Source organism: Dyella sp. SG562, from assembly GCF_011759495.1.
Taxonomy (GTDB): Bacteria; Pseudomonadota; Gammaproteobacteria; order Xanthomonadales; family Rhodanobacteraceae; genus Dyella_D; species Dyella_D marensis.
Genome location: NZ_JAAOYS010000003.1, coordinates 127,700 through 150,084, shown reverse-complemented (window position 1 = coordinate 150,084; position 22,385 = coordinate 127,700). Strand labels below are relative to the sequence as shown.

15 protein-coding genes are annotated in these 22,385 nt (G+C 68.7%); 13 read left to right on the top strand and 2 right to left on the bottom strand.

Going from position 1 to position 22,385, the window contains the following annotated elements:
* Window positions 1–20: 20 nt before the first annotated feature.
* From FHW84_RS07605 to FHW84_RS07565, 9 genes are all read left to right on the top strand, one after another.
* On the top strand, window positions 21–1,445 hold the full coding sequence (locus tag FHW84_RS07605) for an amino acid permease (RefSeq protein WP_167254073.1): 1,425 nt from the start codon (window positions 21–23) through the stop codon (window positions 1,443–1,445).
* A gap of 9 nt (window positions 1,446–1,454) precedes the next feature.
* A complete protein-coding gene (locus FHW84_RS07600; RefSeq protein ID WP_167254071.1) occupies window positions 1,455–3,809 on the top strand; it encodes a twin-arginine translocation signal domain-containing protein in 2,355 nt (784 codons plus the stop codon).
* A gap of 283 nt (window positions 3,810–4,092) precedes the next feature.
* Window positions 4,093–4,461, top strand: a complete 369-nt coding sequence (locus tag FHW84_RS07595; protein WP_167254069.1) for a hypothetical protein — start codon at window positions 4,093–4,095, stop codon at window positions 4,459–4,461.
* Window positions 4,462–4,614: 153 nt separating this feature from the next.
* On the top strand, window positions 4,615–7,488 hold the full coding sequence (locus tag FHW84_RS07590) for a TonB-dependent receptor (protein ID WP_167254067.1): 2,874 nt from the start codon (window positions 4,615–4,617) through the stop codon (window positions 7,486–7,488).
* 225 nt (window positions 7,489–7,713) lie between these two features.
* On the top strand, window positions 7,714–8,817 hold the full coding sequence (locus tag FHW84_RS07585) for a Glu/Leu/Phe/Val dehydrogenase (RefSeq protein WP_167254065.1): 1,104 nt from the start codon (window positions 7,714–7,716) through the stop codon (window positions 8,815–8,817).
* Window positions 8,818–9,334: 517 nt separating this feature from the next.
* Window positions 9,335–11,476, top strand: coding sequence for a YccS family putative transporter (gene yccS, locus FHW84_RS07580; protein WP_343203576.1), 2,142 nt, complete (start codon window positions 9,335–9,337; stop codon window positions 11,474–11,476).
* A 97-nt stretch (window positions 11,477–11,573) separates the two neighbouring features.
* A complete protein-coding gene (locus FHW84_RS07575) occupies window positions 11,574–12,122 on the top strand; it encodes a hypothetical protein (protein ID WP_167254063.1) in 549 nt (182 codons plus the stop codon).
* A 55-nt stretch (window positions 12,123–12,177) separates the two neighbouring features.
* Window positions 12,178–12,906, top strand: coding sequence for a 3-oxoacyl-ACP reductase FabG (fabG, locus tag FHW84_RS07570; RefSeq protein WP_167254061.1), 729 nt, complete (start codon window positions 12,178–12,180; stop codon window positions 12,904–12,906).
* A 29-nt stretch (window positions 12,907–12,935) separates the two neighbouring features.
* Window positions 12,936–13,826 carry an aldo/keto reductase gene (locus FHW84_RS07565; protein ID WP_167254059.1) on the top strand — a complete coding sequence of 297 codons (891 nt, stop codon included), beginning with the start codon at window positions 12,936–12,938 and terminating at the stop codon, window positions 13,824–13,826.
* Between the two features lie 5 nt (window positions 13,827–13,831).
* Here the strand turns inward: FHW84_RS07565 and FHW84_RS07560 are convergent, their stop codons facing one another.
* Window positions 13,832–14,299, bottom strand: a complete 468-nt coding sequence (locus tag FHW84_RS07560) for a hypothetical protein (protein ID WP_167254057.1) — start codon at window positions 14,297–14,299, stop codon at window positions 13,832–13,834.
* A gap of 282 nt (window positions 14,300–14,581) precedes the next feature.
* Here FHW84_RS07560 and FHW84_RS07555 point away from each other — a divergent pair, with 282 nt between their 5' ends.
* Entirely contained in the window at window positions 14,582–15,739 is a 1,158-nt protein-coding gene (locus tag FHW84_RS07555; protein WP_167254055.1) for an isovaleryl-CoA dehydrogenase, read from the top strand.
* Window positions 15,740–15,774: 35 nt separating this feature from the next.
* Here the strand turns inward: FHW84_RS07555 and FHW84_RS07550 are convergent, their stop codons facing one another.
* On the bottom strand, window positions 15,775–18,585 hold the full coding sequence (locus FHW84_RS07550) for an autotransporter serine protease (RefSeq protein WP_243867983.1): 2,811 nt from the start codon (window positions 18,583–18,585) through the stop codon (window positions 15,775–15,777).
* 247 nt (window positions 18,586–18,832) lie between these two features.
* On the opposite strand from FHW84_RS07550, the gene FHW84_RS07545 reads away from it, so the two are divergent.
* From FHW84_RS07545 to FHW84_RS07535, 3 genes are all read left to right on the top strand, one after another.
* Window positions 18,833–20,014 (top strand): acetyl-CoA C-acyltransferase, encoded by a 1,182-nt coding sequence (locus FHW84_RS07545; RefSeq protein ID WP_167254053.1) that lies wholly within the window; start codon window positions 18,833–18,835, stop codon window positions 20,012–20,014.
* A 146-nt stretch (window positions 20,015–20,160) separates the two neighbouring features.
* Window positions 20,161–20,514, top strand: coding sequence for a hypothetical protein (locus FHW84_RS07540; RefSeq protein WP_167254051.1), 354 nt, complete (start codon window positions 20,161–20,163; stop codon window positions 20,512–20,514).
* A 165-nt stretch (window positions 20,515–20,679) separates the two neighbouring features.
* The gene (locus tag FHW84_RS07535) at window positions 20,680–22,287 is read left to right on the top strand and encodes a carboxyl transferase domain-containing protein (RefSeq protein WP_167254049.1); all 1,608 of its coding nucleotides are present in this window, start codon (window positions 20,680–20,682) and stop codon (window positions 22,285–22,287) included.
* Window positions 22,288–22,385: the final 98 nt, after the last annotated feature.

Below are 22,385 nucleotides of genomic sequence, written 5' to 3'. Positions count from 1 at the left end.
GTGGTTTCGGGGAGGAACCGATGGGCCTGATCGACGACATCACCCGGCGCAAGCCGGTGGAAAGCCTGCAGCGCGAGGCGGGCCAAGGCACCGGCCTGCGCCGCGTGCTGGGCCTGTGGCAACTCACCGCCATCGGCCTGGGCGGCATCATCGGCGTGGGCATCTTCGTGCTCACCGGCACGGTGGCGGCGACGCAGGCGGGGCCCGCCGTGCTGCTGTCCTTCCTGCTCGCCGGCATCGCCAGCGCGGCGGCGGCACTGTGCTATGCGGAGTTCGCCGGGCTGATTCCCGTCACCGGCAGCGCCTACACCTACGGCTACGCGGTGCTGGGCGAATTCGCCGGCTGGATCATCGGCTGGGACCTGCTATTGGAATATGCGCTGATCGCCGCGGTGGTGGCGGTAGGCTGGTCCGGCTACGCGCAGGTGCTGCTCAACAACTTCGGCTTGCCCTTGCCCACCTGGGCGCAAGGCGCATGGGGCACCGGCCCCGGACGCGTGGTGAACCTGCCGGCCATCCTGATCTCGGTGGCCATCACCGCCCTGCTCGCGGTGCGCATGGAATGGGGCGCGCGCTTCAACACGCTGATCGTCGGCATCAAGATCGCCGGCGCCGCCTTGATCGTGATCGCCGGCGCGGCTTACGTGAAGCCGGAACGCTGGCATCCGTTCATGCCGTTCGGCATGCATGGCGTGGTGACCGGCGCGGCCGTGGTGTTCTTCGCGGTGTTCGGTTACGACATGCTGACCACCGCCGCCGAGGAATCGCGCAACCCGCAGCGCGACCTGCCGCGCGCGGTGCTGCTGTCGCTGGGCATCGCGATGCTGCTGTATTTCGCCATCTGCCTGGTGCTGACCGGCATCGTGCCTTACACCACGCTGGACAACGACGCGCCGGTGGCCAACGCGTTCATCCGCATCGGCATGCCGTGGACCATGGCGGTGATCTCGCTGGCTTCGGTGTGCGGCATCACCAGCGTGATCTTCGCCAACCTGCTGGCCGGCGCGCGCATCGGCTTCAGCCTGGGCCGCGACGGCCTGCTGCCGGGATGGTTCGCCGGCATCCATCCTCGCTGGCGCACGCCGCATCGGGCGACCTTCCTGCTGGGCACGGTGACGGCGGTGGCGGCGGGGCTGTTTCCGCTGGACGAGCTGGCGAAGCTCGTGAATATCGGCGTGCTCGCTGCCTTCATCGTGATCTGCACCGCGGTGGCGGTGTTGCGCTGGCGGCGGCCGGATCTGCACCGGCCGTTCCGCACGCCATGGGTGCCGGTGGTGCCGCTGATCGGCGTGGGGTTTTCCTGCTGGCTGATCTGGGGGCTGCCGGCGGTGACTTATATGCGGTTTGCGCTTTGGCTGCTGGTGGGTTGCATGGTGTATCTGGGGTATGGGCGCAGGCATAGCCGCCTGGCTCAGCGGAACACGCCGGCATCGGAAACGGTTTAGGGGGATCGAATGGATCGGCGTCGTTTTCTGCAGGGCCTGGCCGCGACGAGTGCGGGCGCGGGGCTGGTGGGTTGGGAAGGGGCATCGGCGCAGTCGGGCGCGCCGGCGGGAGGCGCCGGCACGCTGGCGCCGCCGCCACGCATCCCGCTCGCCGCGCTTTCCACCGAAGGCCATGCGCGGCTCGCGGGTTTCGATGTGCAAGGCGCCGCGTGGTCGGTGTTCGAAGACCTGAGCACGCCGGATGGCGCGATCACCCTGGCCGGCCCGGATGGCGGCTGCGTGCTGGGCAAGCGCACGGAGTCTTGCGCCGCCGAAGCGGGCACGCCTTATCTCGGCCTCGCGCTGAAGGACCTGGCCCTGGCCGACGCCGACCTGCTGGCCGATCGCCTGCTCAAGCGCGGCGAACCCGATCCCGAACAGGTGCGCCTCGCCGCGCCTCCGCTCGCCTCGACGCTGGACCCGAAGGACTACAACGGCCGCCTGCCGTGGACCACCTTCGTCGGCAACGTGGCCTGCGCCGACACCATGCCGGTGTTTCCGGACGGCCGCACGCGCACCTTCAAGCCCATGCAGGAAACGGCGGCGCTGCGCGACGAGAAGCTCGCGCCGCAGCGGCGCGAAGGCCTGCTCGGCGGCTGGCTGCCGGCGGTGCACAAGGTGTTCCCGCTGGGCGACGGGCGCTGGTACGACGTGCTGGTGTTCGCCGACGTCGACGCGGCCGACCGCTTCGTGGTGCAGACCTGGCACCGCACCGCGCTGATCGAGCATGGGCGCGTGAGCGAAGTGCATTACGGCTACAGCTATCCCTCGTATCCACCCACGCGGCAGCCGCCATCGGCGGAAGCTTTCTATCGCGCCCTGCTGCGCTTCCACGACGCCTGGCAGCAACAGCTTGCCGATGCCTGCGCCATGCGCACGCCGGATCCGAGCTGGGCCGACATGGCGCGCCATGCGTTTGCGCGCGAACTGGTGGTGCGGCCGGGCGGCAGCTATCCGAAGTACGGCGCGGTGGATCGCGACTACTACGGCAACGAGTACGACGGCTTCCAGGACACGTTCACCAGCTCGCTCTACGCGAACCTCGAATGGGGCCGCAACGCGCAGGCCGCGGCGGTGCTGGACGGCTATTTCACGGATTTCGTGCAGGCCGACGGCATGGTCAACATGCGCGGCGCGGAAACCGGCCAGTTCGGCCTGACGCTGTCGCTGCTGGCGCGCTATCTGCACTACACCGGCGACGCGGCGCTGCTGCGTAAGCACCAGGGCAAGATCGAAGCCACCGCGCGCATCCTGCTCGACCTGCACGATGCCAGCCTGCGCCTGCCGAACAACGACCCCGGCCATGGCCTGCTGCATGGCTGGAACGAGTCGGACGCCTGCCTGTTCCCCGAGCCGCAGCTGTGGTGGAAGCCTTACTACGCCAACAGTGCGCTGGCTTCGCGCGGCCTGCGCGATCTGGCGGCGGTGTGGGAGCGCATCGATGCCCATGGCAAGGCCTTGGCGGATCGCTGGCAGGAGCGTTCGCGCGTACTCGCCGCGCAGCTCGTGCGCAGCGTGCGCGCCAACGTCCGCCACGATCTGCATCCGCCCTATGTCGGCCCGCTGCCCGGCGCGAAGCTCACCTTCCGCCAGTCGCTGCTGCAGGAAAAGCCCAGCGAACAGCAATGGCCGCATCGCGCCTATGCCGAACTGCTGCAGGCGGACGTGCTGCCGGACGACCTCGCCCACCTGGTGATCGACTGCATGCGCGGCCACGGCGCCACCTCGATCGGCGTGGTGGCGAACGTGGCGCCGCCTTCGCCGGACGGACGCGACATCCTGGGCTTTATTTCCTACGGCTATGCGCAGCAGTTGCTGCGGCTGGGGCGGATCGACGAGTACCTGCTGTTCCTCTACGCGCACCGCTATCACGCGCATACGCCGGGCAGCTGGACCGCGGGCGAGGTGAGCGACCTGAGCGGCGGCATGCCGCTGTTCTGCATGCCGGCGCAGTTGACGATGCCGTTGCTGCTGCGGTGGATGGTGGTGTTCGAGGACAGCGAGGGCGAGGTCTTGCACCTGGCGCGCGCGGTGCCGCGGCGGTGGATGGGTGGAGATCAGGCCATCGAGATGCGCGGAGCGCCGACGCGGTGGGGGCGCGTGGATGTGCGTCTGCAGCCGGATGGCGGGCATGGCGTGACGGGGGAGGTCAGGCTGCCGGAACGTGCGCCCGGTGCCGTGTGGTTGAGTCTTCGGGCACCGGAAGGTAAGCGGCTGGGGAATGTGCGCGCCGAGGGAGCCGTGGTGAAGGAGCGGCGTGGGGAGAGCGTGCGATTGGATGGCAAGGCCACCGAAGTCGTGCAAATTTCCGCAACGTTTATCTGAGAAACCCTTCTCCCTTCGGGAGAAGGTGGCGGCAGCCGGATGAGGGTACGGGCGAAGCGATGCACTTCGCTCCCCCGACCCCTCACCCCGGCCCTCTCCCGGGAGTGGAGAGGGAGTACGTTGCGCTGCGCTGAAACCACTATGCGCAATTCCGCACGCCTCTTTCCCAAATACGACAAGACGCCCCGCGCATGTGACGGCAGGATGAAACCATGCGCATCGGGGGACGCGCCGCCAACCGCCACGCCGCGTCCACGCGCGGCCGCACGCACGGGGAGAGGGCATGCCGTCCGGCTGTAGCGATCACCGCAAGCGATTCCTGACGAAGGCTGCCGCCGCGGCGAAATTCCGCCACTCGCCGGCTGACTCGTTCTGGTGCCGTACCGGCTCGGTTGCCGATGCATTCGCCCGTTTCGATGCCAGCATTCGCTCCCATGACGACGACGGCCCGCACGCCGCTTCCCCTTCGAAACCCAGACCCCGGCCGGCGCCGGGCGTGGCAGCCGGGCGGCCTGGAGCGGCCGCCCGGCTGCGCACGCTTTCGGCGCACGGGCTTCGTCTCGAGGCCGTCGCGGCGCGACCGCTGAAGGAACTCCACGGGGAGCGCCACACCGTGTACCGCCAGCAATCCGACGCGCCCGGCCAGGGCTGAGCGCGTCACGCCCGCCTCGCGCGGGCCGCAGCAACGCAACGCACCCGGCCGGGCCGCCAGCCCGGCACGGCGTGCTGTTGCCCGACGAAACGCAATCGCCGCAGGGACGGCCGTTGCGCATGCCCCATCACTGGCACCACGAGGTATCCGCCCATGCATCCACGTTCCGCCTGTCGCCATCCACGCGCGCTCAGCCTCGCCGTCAAGCTCGCCATCGCCAGCACCGCGGTCGCCATGGCAGCACCTGGCTGGGCGCAGGACGCGCCGCCGCCCGACGCCGCCGATCCGCAGAAAGCCAAGAGCCTGGAAACCGTCACCGTCACCGGTTCGCGCATCCGCCGCGTCGACGTCGAAACCGCCAACCCGGTGGTGACGCTGGACCGCGCGCAGATCGCTGCCACCGGCAAGGCCACGCTCGGCGACCTGGTGCAGGAACTGCCGTCGATCGCCGGCAACGCCACCAATGCCAATACCAATAACGGCGGCGGCACCGGCGCGGCCACCATCTCGCTGCGCGGCATGGGCGACAAGCGCACGCTGATCCTGGTCAACGGCGTGCGGCTGGCCTACAACGACGTCAACAGCATCCCCGCCAACATGATCGACCGCGTGGAAGTGCTGAGCGACGGCGCCTCGGCCATCTACGGTTCGGATGCGATCGGCGGCGTGGTGAACTTCATCCTGCGCGAGCATTTCAGCGGCGTGCAGCTGTCGGGCGATTTCGCCCAGAGCAGCCGCGGCGACGGCACCCGCCGCAACTTCACGCTGACCGCAGGGCAAGGCAACGAGCGTGGCAGCGTCATCGCCGGATTAGGGCACCAGAGCCTGGATGCCGTATCGGCGCGCGACCGCTCGTTCTCGCGCGACGCGCTCAACCTCACCGGCGGCAAGGTGATCGTCAGCGGCTCCTCGGCGACGCCATACGGCGCGATCACCCTGCCCGGCGCGCAGGCCAGGGCCCTGGGCTGCACGTCGCGCGTGGCACTCAACGCCGGCGTCAGCGGCGCCACCACGCCCGGCGACTATCATTGCTACAGCGTCGCGGACAGCTACAACTACCAGGGCGACAACATCCTGCAGACGCCGCAGAAGCGCGACCAGTTCTTCGTGCTGGGCAAGTACAAGCTCAATGACAAGCTCGAAGCCTACGCCAACCTCTACTACACCAAGACCCAGTCCGAATCGCAGATCGCGCCGGTGCCGGTGTTCGCCAACGGCGACAACTTCATCGTGTCCAAGGACAACTACTACAACCCGTTCGGCGTGGACTTCGGCACCGACCGGGTGAGCGGCGCCAACAACGGCGACTTCAATACGCGCTTCACCACCCTGGGCTATCGCCGCTACAGCTACAACACCTACAACCTGCAGGTGACACCGGGCCTGCGCGGCGGCTTCGGCGACAGCAGCTGGCAATGGGATGCGGCATTCAACTACGGCAAGGTACGGCAGAAGTCGGTCAACTACGGCTTCCTCGATTACGCCGGCTTCCAGCAGGGCCTGGGGCCTTCGTATCTCGATGCGTCCAGCGGCAAGGTGACCTGCGGTACGCCAGGCAACCCGATCGCCGGCTGCACGCCGATCAATATCTTCAACGTCAACGACCCCACCACTATCGCGGCGCTGAAGAACATCCAGCGCAATCCGGTGACCACCACCGCGTATACGGTGAAGCAGTTCGAAGCGAACGCCAACGGCGGCCTGTTCGACCTGCCCGCCGGCACGGTGAACCTGGCCACCGGTTTCTCCTACCGCAAGGAGAGCACGTCCACGCGCACCGATCCGCTGGCGGTGGCCGACCTCAACGGCCTGTGCGGCGTGGTGGAGTTCTGCAGCTCGGTGCTCGCCGGCAGCTTCAACGTGAAGGAGGCCTACGCCGAAACGCTGATCCCGCTGCTGTCGGGCAAGCCCTGGGCGCAGGCGCTGAACCTCACCCTGGGTACGCGCTGGTCCGACTACAGCAGCGCCGGCCGCAGCACCAACAGCAAGCTGGCGGTGGAATGGCGGCCGATCGACAACCTGCTGCTGCGCGGCACGGTGTCCGAGGTGTTCCGCGCGCCGAACATCAGCGAGCTGTACGGCGGTATCGCGGGCGACGCGCCCACGGTGAACGACCCCTGCAACGGCTATACCGGCGGCCATCCGCAGGCCTGCGCCAGCGTGCCCACCGACGGCAGCTACCGGCAGGCGAATCCGGAAATCTCGGCCAAGACCTCCGGCTCGCTCGCCGCCGGTTACCAGCTGAAGCCGGAGCAAGGCAAATCCTTCGACTTCGGCGTGGTGTACGACCCGCAATGGGTGCCGGGGCTGTCACTGAGCGCGGACGTGTGGCGCATCAACCTCAACGACACCATCACCGCCATCTCGGCGCAGACGGTGCTGAACCAGTGCTATGCCAACCCGGCCAGCCCGTTCTGCAGCTTTATCCACCGCTTCGCCAGCGGCGCGATCAACTACGTGGCGGAGCCGACGGTGAACCTGGGCGCGCTGTCCACCAAGGGCGTCGACGGCAGCGTGGCGTATCGCTTCAACACCGAGCGCTACGGCCGCTTCAACCTGCGCCTGGATACCACCTACGTGGCGCGCTACGACGTCAATCCCGACCCGTCCGACGCCACCTCGGTGACCATCCACAACGCCGGCCGCTACACCTACGCCTATGGCAACTTCCCGCGCTGGCGCGGGCTGGCCACGCTGAACTGGGCGCAGGGTCCGTGGAGCGCGAGCTGGCGCCTGCGCTATGTCGGCCGCACCGAGGTAGGCAGCCCCGACGCGCGGCAGCAGCTGTCGGCCGACCTGACCGTACCGTCGGTGGTGCGCAAGGTCGGCGCGTACGCCTACCACAGCGTGCAGCTGGGCTACGAAGTGAAGGGCTGGCGCACGCGCTTCGACATCGGCGTGGACAACCTGGCCGACAAGCAGCCGCCCCTGCTGTACCAGAACAACGTGAACAACTCGAACACCGACGTAGCCACTTACGACGTGATGGGCCGCTATTACTGGGCCCGGGCGACGCTGACGTTTTGATCGAGTGAAATGAGGCGGGCCAAGGGCTGGCGCGCGGTGCCGCGCCGGCCCTGCTGCAACGCAACAGCGCCCTGCCGGGTGACCCGCTAGACTTATGGACTGTGTTGACACCCCGACCCCCCGGTCGGGGTTTTGACTTTAGAGGCATGCGCACGCCGCCCCGCGGCCGCCGTACCGACCACCGCATCGCCAACCGCGCCACCCCACCGTGGAGTCACCGTTCCAATGATTTTCGAAACCATCGCCAAAACGGGTCACGAAGAAGTCGTCTTCTGCCACAACAAGGACGCCGGCCTGAAGGCCATCATCGCGATCCACAACACGGTGCTGGGCCCGGCCCTCGGCGGCCTGCGCATGTGGCCGTACAAGACCGAGCAGGACGCGGTCAACGACGTGCTGCGCCTGTCGCGCGGCATGACCTACAAGAACGCCGTGGCCGGCCTGAACCTGGGCGGCGGCAAGGCGGTGATCATCGGCGATCCGTCCAAGGACAAGTCCGAAGCGCTGTTCCGCGCCTTCGGCCGCTTCGTCAACTCGCTCAACGGCCGCTACATCACCGCCGAAGACGTCGGCATCGACGTCAACGACATGGAATACGTGTTCCGTGAAACCGAATACGTGACCGGCGTGCACCAGGTGCACGGCGGCTCGGGCGATCCCTCGCCGTTCACCGCGTTCGGCACCCTGCAGGGCCTGATGGCCGCGCTGCAGGTCAAGCACGGCAACGAGGACGTGGGCAAGTACAGCTACGCCGTGCAGGGCTGCGGCCACGTGGGCAGCGAGTTCATCAAGCTGCTGCGCGAGCAGGGGGCGAAGGTGTTCGTCACCGACATCAACAAGGATGCGGTGCAGCGCTGCGTGGATGAGCTGGGTTGCGAGGCCGTGGGCCTGGACGAAATCTACGACGTCGACGCCGACGTGTATTCGCCGTGCGCGCTGGGTGGCACACTCAATGAGCAGACGATTGATCGCATCAAGGCGAAGATCATCTGCGGTGCGGCCAACAACCAGCTGGCTACCGATTCGATCGGTGATGAGCTGACGCGCCGCGGGGTGCTGTATGCGCCGGATTATGCGGTGAACGCGGGTGGCGTGATGAATGTGTCGCTGGAGATCGACGGGTATAACCGTGAGCGGGCGATGCGCATGATGCGTACCATTTATTACAACCTGGGTCGGATTTTCGAGATTTCGAAGACTGAGGGTGTGCCGACGTATAAGGCGGCTGATCGCCTGGCGGAGGAGCGGATTTCCTCGATCGGGAAGATCAAGTTGCCGCATATGGGTAATGGTGCGCCGCGGTTTGCGGGGCGTATGCGCGGGCAGTAAGCGGCGCGCTTTGGTGTTTGGGAACGCCTCCCGTTTGGGGGGCGTTTTTTTTGCTCGTCATTCCGGTGTAGGCCGGGATCCAGTAGCGACTAGGTGCGGTGGTCGCGACTTGGCCGCTTATGCAGCGGGCATTCCGGACGCCTGCCGGCGCCCGGGTCACTTTCTCTTTGCTGGCCCAAAGAGAAAGTAACCAAAGAGAGAATGGCCTGAGAGCAACGGCTCGCGACGCGACTAGAAGGAGCGGTGGGCGGCTGCGGTAACCTGATTAACCTGGGTCTACACGAAACGGCAGTGCGTTTACGTAGCGGGTGCTTCAACGTGCCGTGGCCGAGAGGATGTTCAAGAATTGAGGCCGCTTGAGCGGTGCGTTTTGCCTCAACTTCTCAGGTCGAACCCTTCTCCCTCCGGGAGAAGGTGCCGGCAGGCGGATGAGGGTGCGGGCGGAGCGGGACGCACCACGCTGCCCGTACCCTCCCCCCTCTCCCGGAGGGGGAGGGGCTTTCCGTATCCTTGTGGGGTGACCCTGGCCCCATCCTCCATCGCCGACACCTGGCGCCGCATCCGCGGCTCCGACCGTTTCGCCGAATGCCTGCGTGTGCTGCTCGGCCTTGGCGGCGTGGTGCTGTACTGCCTGGCGGATGGCCATTTCGCCGACGCCATCCCCGCCCTGCTCGGCGTGATCGCCTGCGCGCTGGCCGAAACGGAAGACCATTGGCGCAGCCGCCTGGCCACCCTGCTGGTGACGCTGGCCTGCTATGCCGTCGCCGCCAGCTCGGTGCAGCTGCTGCTGCCGCATCCGGTGCTGTTTGCGCTGGGCCTGCCGCTGGCGACGTTCGCGCTGGTGATGCTGGGCGCGGCCAGCCATCGCTACGCGACCATCGCCGGCTCCGCCCTGCTGCTGTCGGTGTACACCATGATCGCGGCCGATGCCGGCGCGCATCCCGGCTCGCTGCGCGAACCGGCGCTGCTGCTGGCCGGCGCGGCGTGGTACGGCCTGCTCTCGCTGCTGTGGAGCGCGCTGTCGCCGCAGCAGGCGGTGCGCCATGCACTGGCGCGCACCTTCGATGCGCTGGCCGGCTATCTCGAAGGCAAGGCGGCGCTGTTCGCGCCGCTGCCGGGCGTGGATCGCGAGGCCCTGCAGCAGGAGCTCGCCATGCGCAACGAGAAAGTGGTGCAGGCGCTCAACGAGACGCGGCTGATCCTGATCGACCGCATCGGCCCGCGCCGGCCCAGCGGCCCCACTGCGAAACGCCTGCGCCTGTACTTCGCCGCGCAGGACATCCACGAGCGCGTCAGCTCCTCGCACTACCCGTACGACGCGCTGGCCGAAGCGTTCTTCCACAGCGACGTGCTGTTCCGCTGCGAACACCTGCTGCGCCGCCACGCCGGCCTGTGCCGCCAGCGCGCGCGGACGCTGCGCCTGCGCACGCCGCTGCAGGTCGACGACGGCGCGCGCGCCGCGCTGGACGACGTGCGCGATGCGATCGAGGCGCTGCATGCCCAGGCCACGCCGCCGGATGCGCACCTGCTGCGTTCGCTCGATGCGCTGCTGCGCAATATGGATGCGATCCAGTCCCTGCTCGAACGCGAGCAGCCGGCGAGCGGCCCGGTGCCCGGCGAGGAAAGCGCCCTGCAGGACCCCGGCCCCGGCAACCTGGCCGAGGCGTGGGAGCGCATCCGCATCCAGTTCACGCCGCGCTCGTTCCGCTTCCGCCATGCGCTGCGCCTGGCCTTGGCGCTGCTGGCCGGCTATGCGGTGCTGCGCGTGGTGCATCCGCAGAACGGCTACTGGATCCTGCTGACCACCTTGCTGGTGTGCCAGCCCAGCTACGGCGCCACGCGGCGGCGCCTGCTGCAGCGGACCACCGGCACGCTGGCGGGGCTGGTGGCTGGCTGGGCGGCGCTGCGGCTGCTGCCGTTCGGGCCGGCGCAGGTGCCGCTGCTGATCGTGGCCGGCGTGTTGTTCTTCGCCGCGCGCCAGCGGCGCTACACGCTGGCCACCGCGGCGATCACGCTGTTCGTGGTGCTGTGCTTCAACCAGGTGGGCAATGGCTACGAAGTGATGTGGCCGCGCATGGTCGACACCTTGATCGGCGTGGCGATCGCCGCGCTGGCCATCCACCTGGTGCTGCCCGACTGGCAGGGGCGGCGACTGGACCAGGTGATGGCCGACACGCTGCGCTGCGATGCGCGTTATCTGGCCAGCATCCTGGCGCAGTACGCCGACGGCCGGCGCGACGACCTGCCCTACCGCATCGCGCGGCGCGACGCCCACAACGCCGATGCCAACCTCAGCGGCGTGCTCTCCAACATGCTGCGCGAACCGGGCCGGCACCGGCGCGGCGGCGAATCCCTGCTGCGCTTCCTGGGCGCGGCGCACGTGCTGCTCAGCCAGCTTTCGGCACTCGGCGCCAACCGGCAGGCGCTGGCCGCGGGGCATGCGCGCGAGGCCGTGCAGTCCTGCGGCGCGCAGACCGTGGAAGCGCTGGAGCAGCTGGCCGAATCCGTGGAGACGAACGAACCTGCGCCGCTGCTGCTGACCATGCCCGCGTATGCCGGCGGCGACGAGACCGCCCGCCTGGTGCTGGGCCAGCTCGCCCTGATCCTGGCCCAGCGCGAGCGCCTGGCCGAGCTGGCGCTGGAAGTGCGGGACAGCTAGCCGCCTCTGGTAGCATGCCGCCGGCCCGCGCACCGCGCGGGCGCATAGTCGCGGAGGTGGCGAGCCCCGCCTGCTTCGTGGAGTGCCGACCGGCCGCATGCGCAAACTCACTTCCTTCCTGCTGCTCGCCGTCGGCGTGCTGTATCCCTTCCTGGTATATGCCGGCATGCGATACGTGCCGCCGCAGATCTTTGCGCTGGCGCTGGGCGCCGCCTGGCTGCTGCGTGCGCCGGCGCTGTGGAACCAGCCGGGCGGCCGCTGGATGCTGGGCGCGGCGCTGGCCTATTGCGCGCTGCTGGCGCTCAGCGGCGAATCGCAGCTGCTGCGCTGGTATCCCACCCTGGTCTGCGCGCTGCTGCTGCTCGCCTTCGGGCTGACCCTGCGCTACGGGCCGCCGATGATCGAACGCATCGCCCGCGTGCAGGACCCGCAGCTGCCCGCCGCCGCCGTGCCGTACACGCGCAAGGTGACCTGGCTGTGGATGGGCTTCTTCGCCGCCAATGCGCTGGCCTCGGCCGCGCTTACGCTGTGGGCGCCGCTGCGCTGGTGGACGCTGTACAACGGGCTGATCGCCTACCTGGCCATGGGCGCGCTGTTCGCCGGCGAATGGCTGGTGCGGCGGCGCGTATTGCGGCAGGCGGCGTGATCGCCGCGCGCCGCTTCGCTATCGTTGCCGCTGCGCTTATCGAGGACAGCCACGCATGACCGACACCATCCTGGTCACCGGTTCCAGCCGCGGCATCGGCCGCGCCATCGCCCTGCGCCTGGCGCAGGCGGGCTACGAGCTGGTGCTGCATTGCCGCTCGCGGCGCGACGAGGCCGAGGCGGTGCAGGCATCGATCCAGGCGCTGGGCCGGCAGGCGCGCGTGCTGCAGTTCGATATCGCCGACCGCGCCGCCTGCGCCGCCGCGCTGGAAGCGGATGTCGCCGCGCATGGCACGTACTACGGCGTGGTGTGCAATGCGGGGCTGACCCGCGACGGCGCGTTTCCCGCGCTCAGCGAGGAAGACTGGGACCAGGTGCTGCGCACCAACCTCGACGGCTTCTACAACGTGCTGCATCCGCTGGTGATGCCGATGATCCGCCGCCGCGCGCCGGGGCGCATCGTGTGCATCACCTCGGTGTCCGGCCTGATCGGCAACCGCGGGCAGGTGAATTACAGCGCATCCAAGGCCGGCGTGATCGGCGCGGCGAAGGCGCTCGCGCTGGAGCTGGCGAAGCGCAGGATCACCGTCAACTGCGTGGCGCCGGGCTTGATCGATACCGATATGGTCGATGCCGGACTGCCGCTGGAAGAGATTCTCGCGGCGATCCCGATGCAGCGGATGGGTACGCCGGAGGAAGTGGCCGGTGCGGTGCAGTTTCTGATGAGTCCGGAGGCGGGCTACATCACGCGGCAGGTGCTCGCGGTCAACGGCGGCTTGTGCTGACATCTTCTGGATAGAACGAAAGAGCCATCATGCCATCGCCCTTCCCCGTACCTGACCTGCAGCTCTCTCCCATCGTCGCCGGCCTGTGGCGGCTCACCAGCTGGAAGCTCGACGTGCAGGCGCGCGTGCGCTGGATCGAGCAGGCGCTGGAGCTGGGCATCACCTCGTTCGATCACGCCGACATCTATGGCGACTACGAAGAGGAAGCCACCTTCGGTGCGGCGCTGAAGGCCGCACCGGCTTTGCGCCGGCGCATGCAGCTGGTGACCAAGTGCGGCATCCGCCTGCGTTCGGCCAAGCGGCCGTATCCGATCAACTACTACGACACCACGCCGGCCTACGTGCGCGCGCAGGTGGAGCGCTCGCTGCAGTGCCTGCATGCCGATCAGCTGGACCTGGTGCTGATCCACCGCCCCGATTACCTGATGGATGCGGAGGAACTGGCCGACACCTTTGCCACGCTCACCCGCGAAGGCAAGGTGCGCCACTGGGGCGTGTCCAACCACAGCGCCAGCCAGTTCGCGCTGTTGCACCGGCACGTGCCCTTGCTTACCAACCAGCTCGAACTGTCGCCGCTGCATCTGGATGCGCTCGACGACGGCACGCTCGACCAGGCCCAGCAGCTGGGCCTGCGGCCGATGATCTGGTCGCCGCTGGGCGGCGGCCGGCTGTTCACCGGCACCGATGAACAGGCCGTGCGCGTGCGCGCCTGCATGGAGGCGATCGCCGCGCGGCTGCGGATCAGCCTGGCCACGCTGGCCTTCGCCTGGGTGCTGCGCCATCCCTCGCGGCCCTGTCCGGTCACCAGCAGCGGCCGCATCGAAGGCCTGCGCGAAGCGGTAGCCGCACTGGAAGTGCGGCTGAGCAACGAGGATTGGTATGCGATCTGGACCGCCAGCCAAGGGCACCCGGTGCCCTGAGCCTGCTACGCCGGCTGCCGCTGCGCGTGCCCGTAGCGCACCGGGAAGCGGTGCATCGCGCGCTCCAGCTGCGCAAAGAATTCCTGCAGCTGGATCTGCGTGACCAGGAACAGCAGGCCGCGGCCGGCGTGCCAGGTGTCGTACAGGGTCTGGCCGTCGCGCGCGGGATCGACCAGGGCCACCGTCACGGCGGTGAGGTCTTCCTGCACCGGCCGCTGCAGATGCAGGCCGATGCGGTCGCTGACGCTGCACAGATGCAGTTCGGTCAGCTCGCCTTCCAGCAGCGGCGGCAGTTTCAGGCACCAGGCCTGCAGATCCACCGCGGACAGCAAGGTGCCGTGCGCGTGCAGCGCGCGCTCCTGCGCTTCGCAGCGGGCGTCGACCAGCAGTTGATTGCGGCACCAGGCGTCGGCGGCGGACGGCTGTTCCCGGCGCAGCACGCGCAGGCGCAGCCCGCCCAGCTCGATGCTCACCGATGCGCCGCGTGTCCAGACTCCCCTGCGCAGCCGCCGGCGCGCCCAAGCGCTCAAGCCCCCGAGCAATGCCGGGAGCGCGAGAAAACCTCTCACATCCATAGTCCCTGAGGTGCCCCCACCCACTTATTCTGCATAACTGTGATCCACCTCACGGACAGAAGCAATCGGACTTATTCCAGCCCGATGCCGCCCCGACGGCGTCGTGGTGCGCTGCGCCATAGGCCGGCACCGCTCCTGCGTTAGCATTTCCGGCTCCCCCGCCTCTGCCGGAAGCTTCCGATGCGTCCATTTTCCCTCGGTGAAGAGCTCGACCTGTTGCGCGAAAGCGTGCACGCCTTCGCGGAAAAGGAGATTGCTCCCCGCGCAACCCAGCTCGACCACGACAACGTCTTTCCGGCCGACCTCTGGCGCAAGTTCGGCGAGATGGGCCTGCTCGGCATGACGGTTCCGGAGACCTACGGCGGTACCGGCCTGGGCTACCTCGCGCACATGGTGGCGATGGAAGAGATCTCGCGCGCTTCCGGCTCGGTGGGTCTGTCCTACGGCGCGCATTCCAACCTGTGCGTGCAGAACCTGTTCCACAACGGCAACGAGGAACAGCGCCGCAAGTACATCCCCAAGCTGTGCTCGGGCGAATACGTGGGCGCGCTGGCCATGAGCGAGCCCGGCGCCGGTTCCGACGTGGTCGGCTCGATGAGCTGCAAGGCCGAGCTGCGCGGCGACGTGTGGGTCGCCAACGGCTCCAAGATGTGGATCACCAACGGTCCCGACGCCGACGTGCTGCTGGTCTACATGCGCACCGCGCCGCGTCCGGCCGGCAGCCGCTGCATGACCGCCTTCATCGTCGAAAAAGGCATGAAGGGTTTCAGCACCGCGCAGAAGCTGGACAAGCTGGGCATGCGCGGCTCCAACACCTGCGAACTGGTGTTCGAGGACTGCGAGATCCCCGCCGAAAATATCGTGGGCGAAGTCAACGAAGGCGTGCGCGTGCTGATGAGCGGTCTGGACACCGAGCGCCTGGTGCTCTCGGGCGGCCCGCTCGGCCTGATGCAGGCGGCGATGGACCTGGTGCTGCCGTATGTGCGCGAGCGCAAGCAGTTCAATGCGCCGATCGGCACCTTCGGCATGATGCAGGCCAAGGTCGCCGACATGTACACCGCGCTGCAGTCCTCGCGCGGTTTCGCCTACATGGTGGCGCAGGAATTCGACCACGGCAGCAAGTCGCGCATCGACCCGGCCGCCTGCCTGCTCAACGCCTCGCAGAACGCGGTGAAGGTGGCGCTGGAAGCGATCCAGGCGCTGGGCGGCAACGGCTACATCAACGAGTTCCCGGCCGGCCGCCTGCTGCGCGATGCCAAGCTGTACGAGATCGGCGCCGGCACCAACGAGATCCGCCGCATGCTGATCGGCCGCGAGCTGTTCCACGGCAAGTCCTGAGCCGCCGGCGGAGCGCGCGCTGGCGCCGCGCTCGCCTACCAGCGGTACTGATACGCCAGGGTGGCCATGCTCGACTGGTCGCGCTGGCCGAAGTACTGGTCGTAGCCCAGCAGCAGCGCGCCGCGCGGCGAGAAGCGCCAGTCCAGTTCCAGCCCGGCCAGGCCCGCATAGCGCGCCAGCCCGATGCCGCCGAGCGGCGCCCATTGATTGAGCCCGGTGAAGCTGGCGTCGAACACGTCGCCGCGCGTGGCGAACGACTGCTGCCAGGACAGCCGCGCTTTCAGATCCAGCCGGCCCAGGCTGGGCACCAGCCAGCTGCGCGCCGCGCGCAGGCCTGCGCCGGCCTGCCAGCGTTCGATGGTCTGGCCCGGCGACTTCAGGCCGAAGCCGTAGCCGCCCAGTTCGTTGAAGCCGTCGCGCTGGATGCGCGTGTATTGCACGTCCACATAAGGCGTGACGCGCAGGCCGGCGGCATCGAAGCGGTAGCCGCTTTCGCCGTAGGCCACGCCGTAGCGGCCGCGCGTATCGCTGGCCACCGCGGTGGTGGCGTCGCCGAGCTGCAGTTGGCGGCGCATGTTTTCCTGGTAGCCGCCGATGCCGAGGCGGCCCATCGCATACCAGGAATCGCGCATGACGCCGGCATACAGGCTGCCCTCGACCGCGCGGCTGCGGCCCTGGTCGGCGCTTTCGGCCAGGCGGCCCAGGCCCTGCATCTGCGCCACCGCGAAACCGGCGAACCCATTGGGGCCGAGGCGGCGGTCCTGGCCGACCATCCAGCCGCTCAGGTCCATGCCGACGCTGCCGTAGCCGGCGCGCGCCATCGAGCCCTGGTAGCCAAGGTTCTGCGCCCAGCCGCCGGCCTGCGGCGCCTGCGCGAGTTCGTCGAAGCGGTCGGAGAACGCGCGCGTGCTGGCGTCGATCGCCTGCAAGGTCATCGCCGCACTCGCCGCATGCAGCTGGCCGGACAGGCTTTCCAGCGACTGCTGCGCGGAGCCCAGGTTCGGCGACTGCTGCAGCAGCGCGGCGCCCTGGATAAAGCCGGACGCCGCCGCCTGCCCGCCCGCGCCGTTCTGCGCGAGCTGCGTATTGAGCTGCTGGAAGGCGCCGTCCACGCGCTGCGCCGCGCCCATCGAGGCGGCGGTGTAGCTCATGCCCTGCACCGCCGTCACCTGCACCTGGGTGACGTTGAGCCAGGCGCTGGTGGCGTCGTAATTGATCGACGCATTGAGGAACACATTGGACGCGGTGTTGACCGCCGAGAACGTGCCGGTGAGCCCGCCGTTCGCCACCAGCACATTGGTATGCGCATTGGCGACATAGCCCGAGCCCGCGCCGATCACGTAGAGATCGCCGCCGCCCAGCGTGGCGCTGCCGCCGGTGCGCAGCGCCGAGCCCAGTTCCAGCGCGAGCCGGCCGCCGCTCATCTGCTGATAGCTGCCGGCCACGTTGACGTCGCCGCCGCGCACGGTGAGCACGCCGGCATTGGCCACGTTGCCGCCGATGCCGTGCGTGTCGGTGAGCGTGCCCTGCGCGCTGATCGCCACGCCGGAAGCCAGCGACTTCGCCGACAGCACGCCACCCTGCACCTGGGTCAGGCCCGTGTAAGTGGACGGCTGGGTCAGCAGCAAGGTACCGGTGCCCTGCTTGATCAGGCCGCCGGCGCCGGAGATCGGGTTGTTCCAGCTGGAGCTGCCGGTGAAGTTCACCGTGACGTCGCCCCAGTCGAACTTCGCCGGACCGTTCACCGCCTTGCCCACGTCGAGCATGCCGTAGCCGAAGGTGGTGTCCGGCCCGGGCGTGCCGAGATCCGCCGCGGTGCCGAGCAGGGTCTGGCGCACCAGGTCGTTGCTGAAATACGGATAGGCCTGCCACACCAGGGCCGCCGCACCCGACACCTGCGGCGCCGCGAACGAGGTGCCGGTGATGATGTAGTAGCTGGTGCTGGCGGCGGTGTCGTCCTTGCCGGTGACGATGAGGTTGCCCGGCGCGGCCAGGCAGTAGTTCATGGCGATGCCGCAGGCGTTCGAATAGCTGGCCAGCTTGGTGGGGTTGTTGCTGTCCACCGCCACCACCGTCAGCCAGCCGCGGGTGAGGTCGGGCGCGCGCGCCGGCAGCGCCGCCACGTCGCTCGGGTTGGCTTTGGAATCGTTGCCCGCGGCGAACACCACCAGGCCGCCCCAGCTGTTGACGAAGCGGTTGTAGGCGTCGTGGAAGCTCTGCGTGGTGGCGGTGGCGGTGGCGTCCCAGTACAGGCCGCCCCAGGAGTTGTTCATCACCTTCACGCCGTTGGCGATCAGGTCGTCGTTGATCGCGCCCAGCGGGTCGGCGGTGGTGACGCGGTTGCCCTGGCCGGAGCCGTCGTCGGTCGGCGCCTTGTCGGCGATAATGCGCGCCGACACGATGTCCGCCCCCGGCGCGATGCCTCCGACGAACTGCCCCACCGGCTTGCCCGCGGCCACCTGCGACACCCAGGTGCCGTGGCCGACCACGTCGTCGATGCTGGTGTTGTTGACGCTGGGGTCGACGTAGATCAGGTCCGCCAGCACGCGCCCGGCCAGCGCCGGGTGGTTGCGCATGACGCCGCTGTCGACCACGCCGATGGTGACGCCCTGGCCGGTATAGCCCTGCGCGTGCGCCGCATTGGTGTCGGTCAGCGTGAGCTGCGCGTCGATCGGCGGCTGCGGGCTGGACGGCTGCGAGGGGGTCGAGGGCGTGCTTGGCGGCGTGCTCGGCGAGACGCGGACATTGCCGCTGCCGCCGCCTCCGCCGCAGGCGCTCAAGCCCAATGCCACGACGACGGCCAGGCACACTTCGCGCTGGCGCGGATAACCGTTCCCCATACCCATGATCTTGATCCCCAGGCTTTGACGACCCATGTCAGAGCCGGCGCGGCTTGCCCGCGGCCGGCGATTCCTGCGGCTAATGTTGGCACAAAGCCGGCGCAACGAATTGCGAAGGAATAATGACGGAGGTCGCATGCAAACCCTTGGCACGGCAACGGTTTGCCGACAGTGGTAGGCGGCTGCGATAATCCGGCGATCGCTACACACCCTACGGGCATCCCCTGCCCACCCAGTCCTTGCGGAGATCTCCATGTCGGACGTCAGTGTTGTCATCGCGGGCGCCAAGCGCACCGCCATCGGCTCTTTCCTCGGCCAGTTCACCGGCGTGCCCACCCCCACGCTGGGCGCCACCGCCATCAAGGCCGCACTGGAGCAGGCCGGCATCGCCGCACAGGACGTCAATGAAGTGCTGATGGGCTGCGTGCTGCCCGCCAACCTCGGCCAGGCCCCGGCCCGCCAGGCGGCGCTCAAGGCCGGCCTGCCCACCGCCGTCGGCTGCACCACCGTCAACAAGGTGTGCGGTTCGGGCATGAAGGCCATCATGCTCGGCCACGACCTGATCAAGGCCGGCTCGTCCGCCGTGGTGGTGGCCGGCGGCATGGAGTCGATGACCAATGCGCCGCACATGGTCAACGCGCGCACCGGCATCCGCTACGGCGACGGCCAGCTGGTCGACCACATGGCCTGGGACGGCCTGACCAATCCGTACGACGGCAAGGCCATGGGCGTGTTCGGCGAGCTGTGCGCCGACAAGTACCACTTCACCCGCGAGGAGCAGGACGCCTTCGCCATCGAGTCGGTCAAGCGCGCGCAGGCCGCGCAGCAGAACGGCGCCTTCGCCGGCGAGATCGTCCCGGTCACCGTGGCCGGCCGCAAGGGCGACGTGGTGGTCGACACCGACGAGCAGCCGGGCCGCTCGGACATCGCCAAGGTGCCGGCCCTCAAGCCCGCCTTCCGCAAGGAGAACGGCACCATCACGGCCGCCAGCTCCTCCAGCATTTCCGACGGCGCCGCCGCCGTGGTGCTGCTCTCGGCCGACGACGCCAAGGCCCGCGGCATCCAGCCGCTGGCGCGCATCGTGGCGCACGCCACCCATTCGCAGGAACCCGAATGGTTCACCACCGCCCCGGTCAGCGCCATGCAGAAGGTGCTGGAAAAGGCCGGCTGGAAGGTCGCGGACGTGGACCTGTTCGAGGTCAACGAAGCCTTCGCCGTGGTGGCCATGGCGCCGATGCGCGAGCTGGGCATCCCGCACGACAAGCTCAATGTCAACGGCGGCGCCTGCGCGCTCGGCCATCCGATCGGCGCCAGCGGCACCCGCCTGGTGGTGACCCTGCTCAACGCGCTGAAGACCCGCGGCCTGAAGCGCGGCATCGCCTCGCTGTGCATCGGCGGCGGCGAAGCCACCGCCATCGCGGTCGAACTGCTCTAAAGCAGAACAGGCATGGCCCGGCCGGTACCCCCATGAAAGGGGGATAACCGGCTATGGCCTTGTTAAATAAAGATGTGGCGCAAATTCCGCGAAAGCGCTATTAATACGCCCGCCAAACGGCATTCCACGGCAAAGGAGATTCAACAATGAAGTTCACGCGTACCCTACTCGCCTCCGCGCTCGTCGCGCTGCTGGCGGCTTGCAGCAACGGCGCGCAGGATTCCGCGCAGGACGCCCAGAAGTCGGCTGACCAGGCTCAGCAGTCGGCTGACCAGGCTCAGAAGGCTGCCGAGGCTCCGGCTGCCGCCGCGACCGCCGCCGCTCCGGCTGCTGCTCCGGCTTCGACCGCTGCTGCCCCGGCTGCTGCCGGCACCGCTCCGGCCGCCGCCATGGAGCAGGCTGCCGACGCCGCTTCCAAGGCCGCCGACGCTGCCAAGGACGCTGCCGGCGCCGCCAAGGACGCTGCGGACAAGGCGAAGGACGCCGCCAAGGGTCAGTAATCCCTTAGCGATCTGCTTCAAGGAAAACCGGTCGCGCGAGCGGCCGGTTTTTTTTCGTCCGCGAGAAATAGCGCGGCGCCGCGCGAGGAAATGCGGCGGTGCGTTTCGGCCCCGGCGCGCCGGCCGCTATCATCCGGCCTTTCCCTTCGAACGCGCCCTCGCCTCATGAGTGTCCTTACCTCGCAGCTCGATACCCGCTCGCCCGAATTCCAGGCCGGCAGCGCCAACCTGCGCGCGCTGGTGGACGACCTGCACCACCAGCTGGCCGTCAGCGCGGAAGGCGGCGGCGACAAGGCGCGCGAGAAGCACACCGCGCGCGGCAAGCTGCTGCCGCGCGAACGCATCCGCGCCCTGCTCGATCCCGGCTCGCCCTTTCTCGAACTCTCGCCGCTGGCCGCGCACGGCATGTACGACGATGCCGCGCCGGCCGCCGGCATCATCACCGGCATCGGCCGCGTGCACGGCATCGAGGTGGTGGTGGTCGCCAACGACGCCACCGTCAAGGGCGGCACGTATTTCCCGATGACCGTGAAGAAGCACCTTCGCGCGCAGGAAGTGGCGCTGGAAAACCGCCTGCCCTGCGTCTACCTGGTCGATTCCGGCGGCGCCTTCCTGCCGCTGCAGGACGAAGTGTTTCCGGACCGGGAACACTTCGGCCGCATCTTCTACAACCAGGCGCGCATGTCGGGCTTGGGGATTCCGCAGATCGCCGTGGTGATGGGCTCCTGCACCGCCGGCGGCGCCTACGTGCCGGCGATGAGCGACGAGACCATCATCGTGCGCGAGCAGGGCACCATCTTCCTGGGCGGCCCGCCGCTGGTGAAGGCCGCCACCGGTGAGGTGGTGGACGCCGAGGCGCTGGGCGGTGCGGACGTCCATACGTCTGTCTCCGGCGTGGCCGACCACTTCGCCGAGAACGACGCCCACGCGCTGTCGATCGCCCGCGACATCGTGGCCAGCCTCAATCGCCGGAAGGACATCCCGCTGGCGCTGCGCCCGCCGGCCGAGCCGCGCTACCCCGCCGAGGAGCTGTACGGCGTGATCCCGCAGGACACGCGCCGCCCGTTCGATATCCGCGAGGTGATCGCACGCATCGTCGACGGCTCCGAATTCCACGAATTCAAGGCGCGCTACGGCAAGACCCTGGTCTGCGGCTTCGCCCACATCCACGGCTACCCCGTGGGCATCGTCGCCAACAACGGCATCCTGTTCGCCGAGAGCGCGCTCAAGGGCGCGCACTTCATCGAGCTGTGCAACCAGCGCAACGTGCCGCTGGTGTTCCTGCAGAACATCACCGGCTTCATGGTCGGCAAGAAGTACGAGAACGCCGGCATCGCCAAGGACGGCGCCAAGATGGTCACCGCCGTGGCCTGCTCGCACGTGCCGAAGTTCACCGTGGTGATCGGCGGCAGCTTCGGCGCCGGCAACTACGCCATGTGCGGCCGCGCCTACGGCGCGCGCTTCCTGTGGATGTGGCCGAACGCGCGCATCAGCGTGATGGGCGGCGAGCAGGCCTCCTCGGTGCTGGCCACCGTGCGCCGCGACGGCCTGGAAGCGGCCGGCAAGAGCTGGAGCGCCGAGGACGAGGAAGCCTTCAAGGCGCCGATCCGCGAGCAGTACGAGCGCCAGGGCCACCCCTACTACGCCAGCGCGCGCATGTGGGACGACGGCATCATCGACCCGGCCGACACCCGCCGCGTGCTGGGCCTGGCCATCTCCGCCTCGCTCAATGCGCCGATCGAGCCGCAGCGCTACGGCGTGTTCCGTATGTAGCCGAAACGCGGCATGCTCTTTCGACAGGGGGACGGAACGTGCACGCAGAACGCATAGCAGCCATCGCGCCGGACGGCGCGATGGGCCGGCCCCAGGGA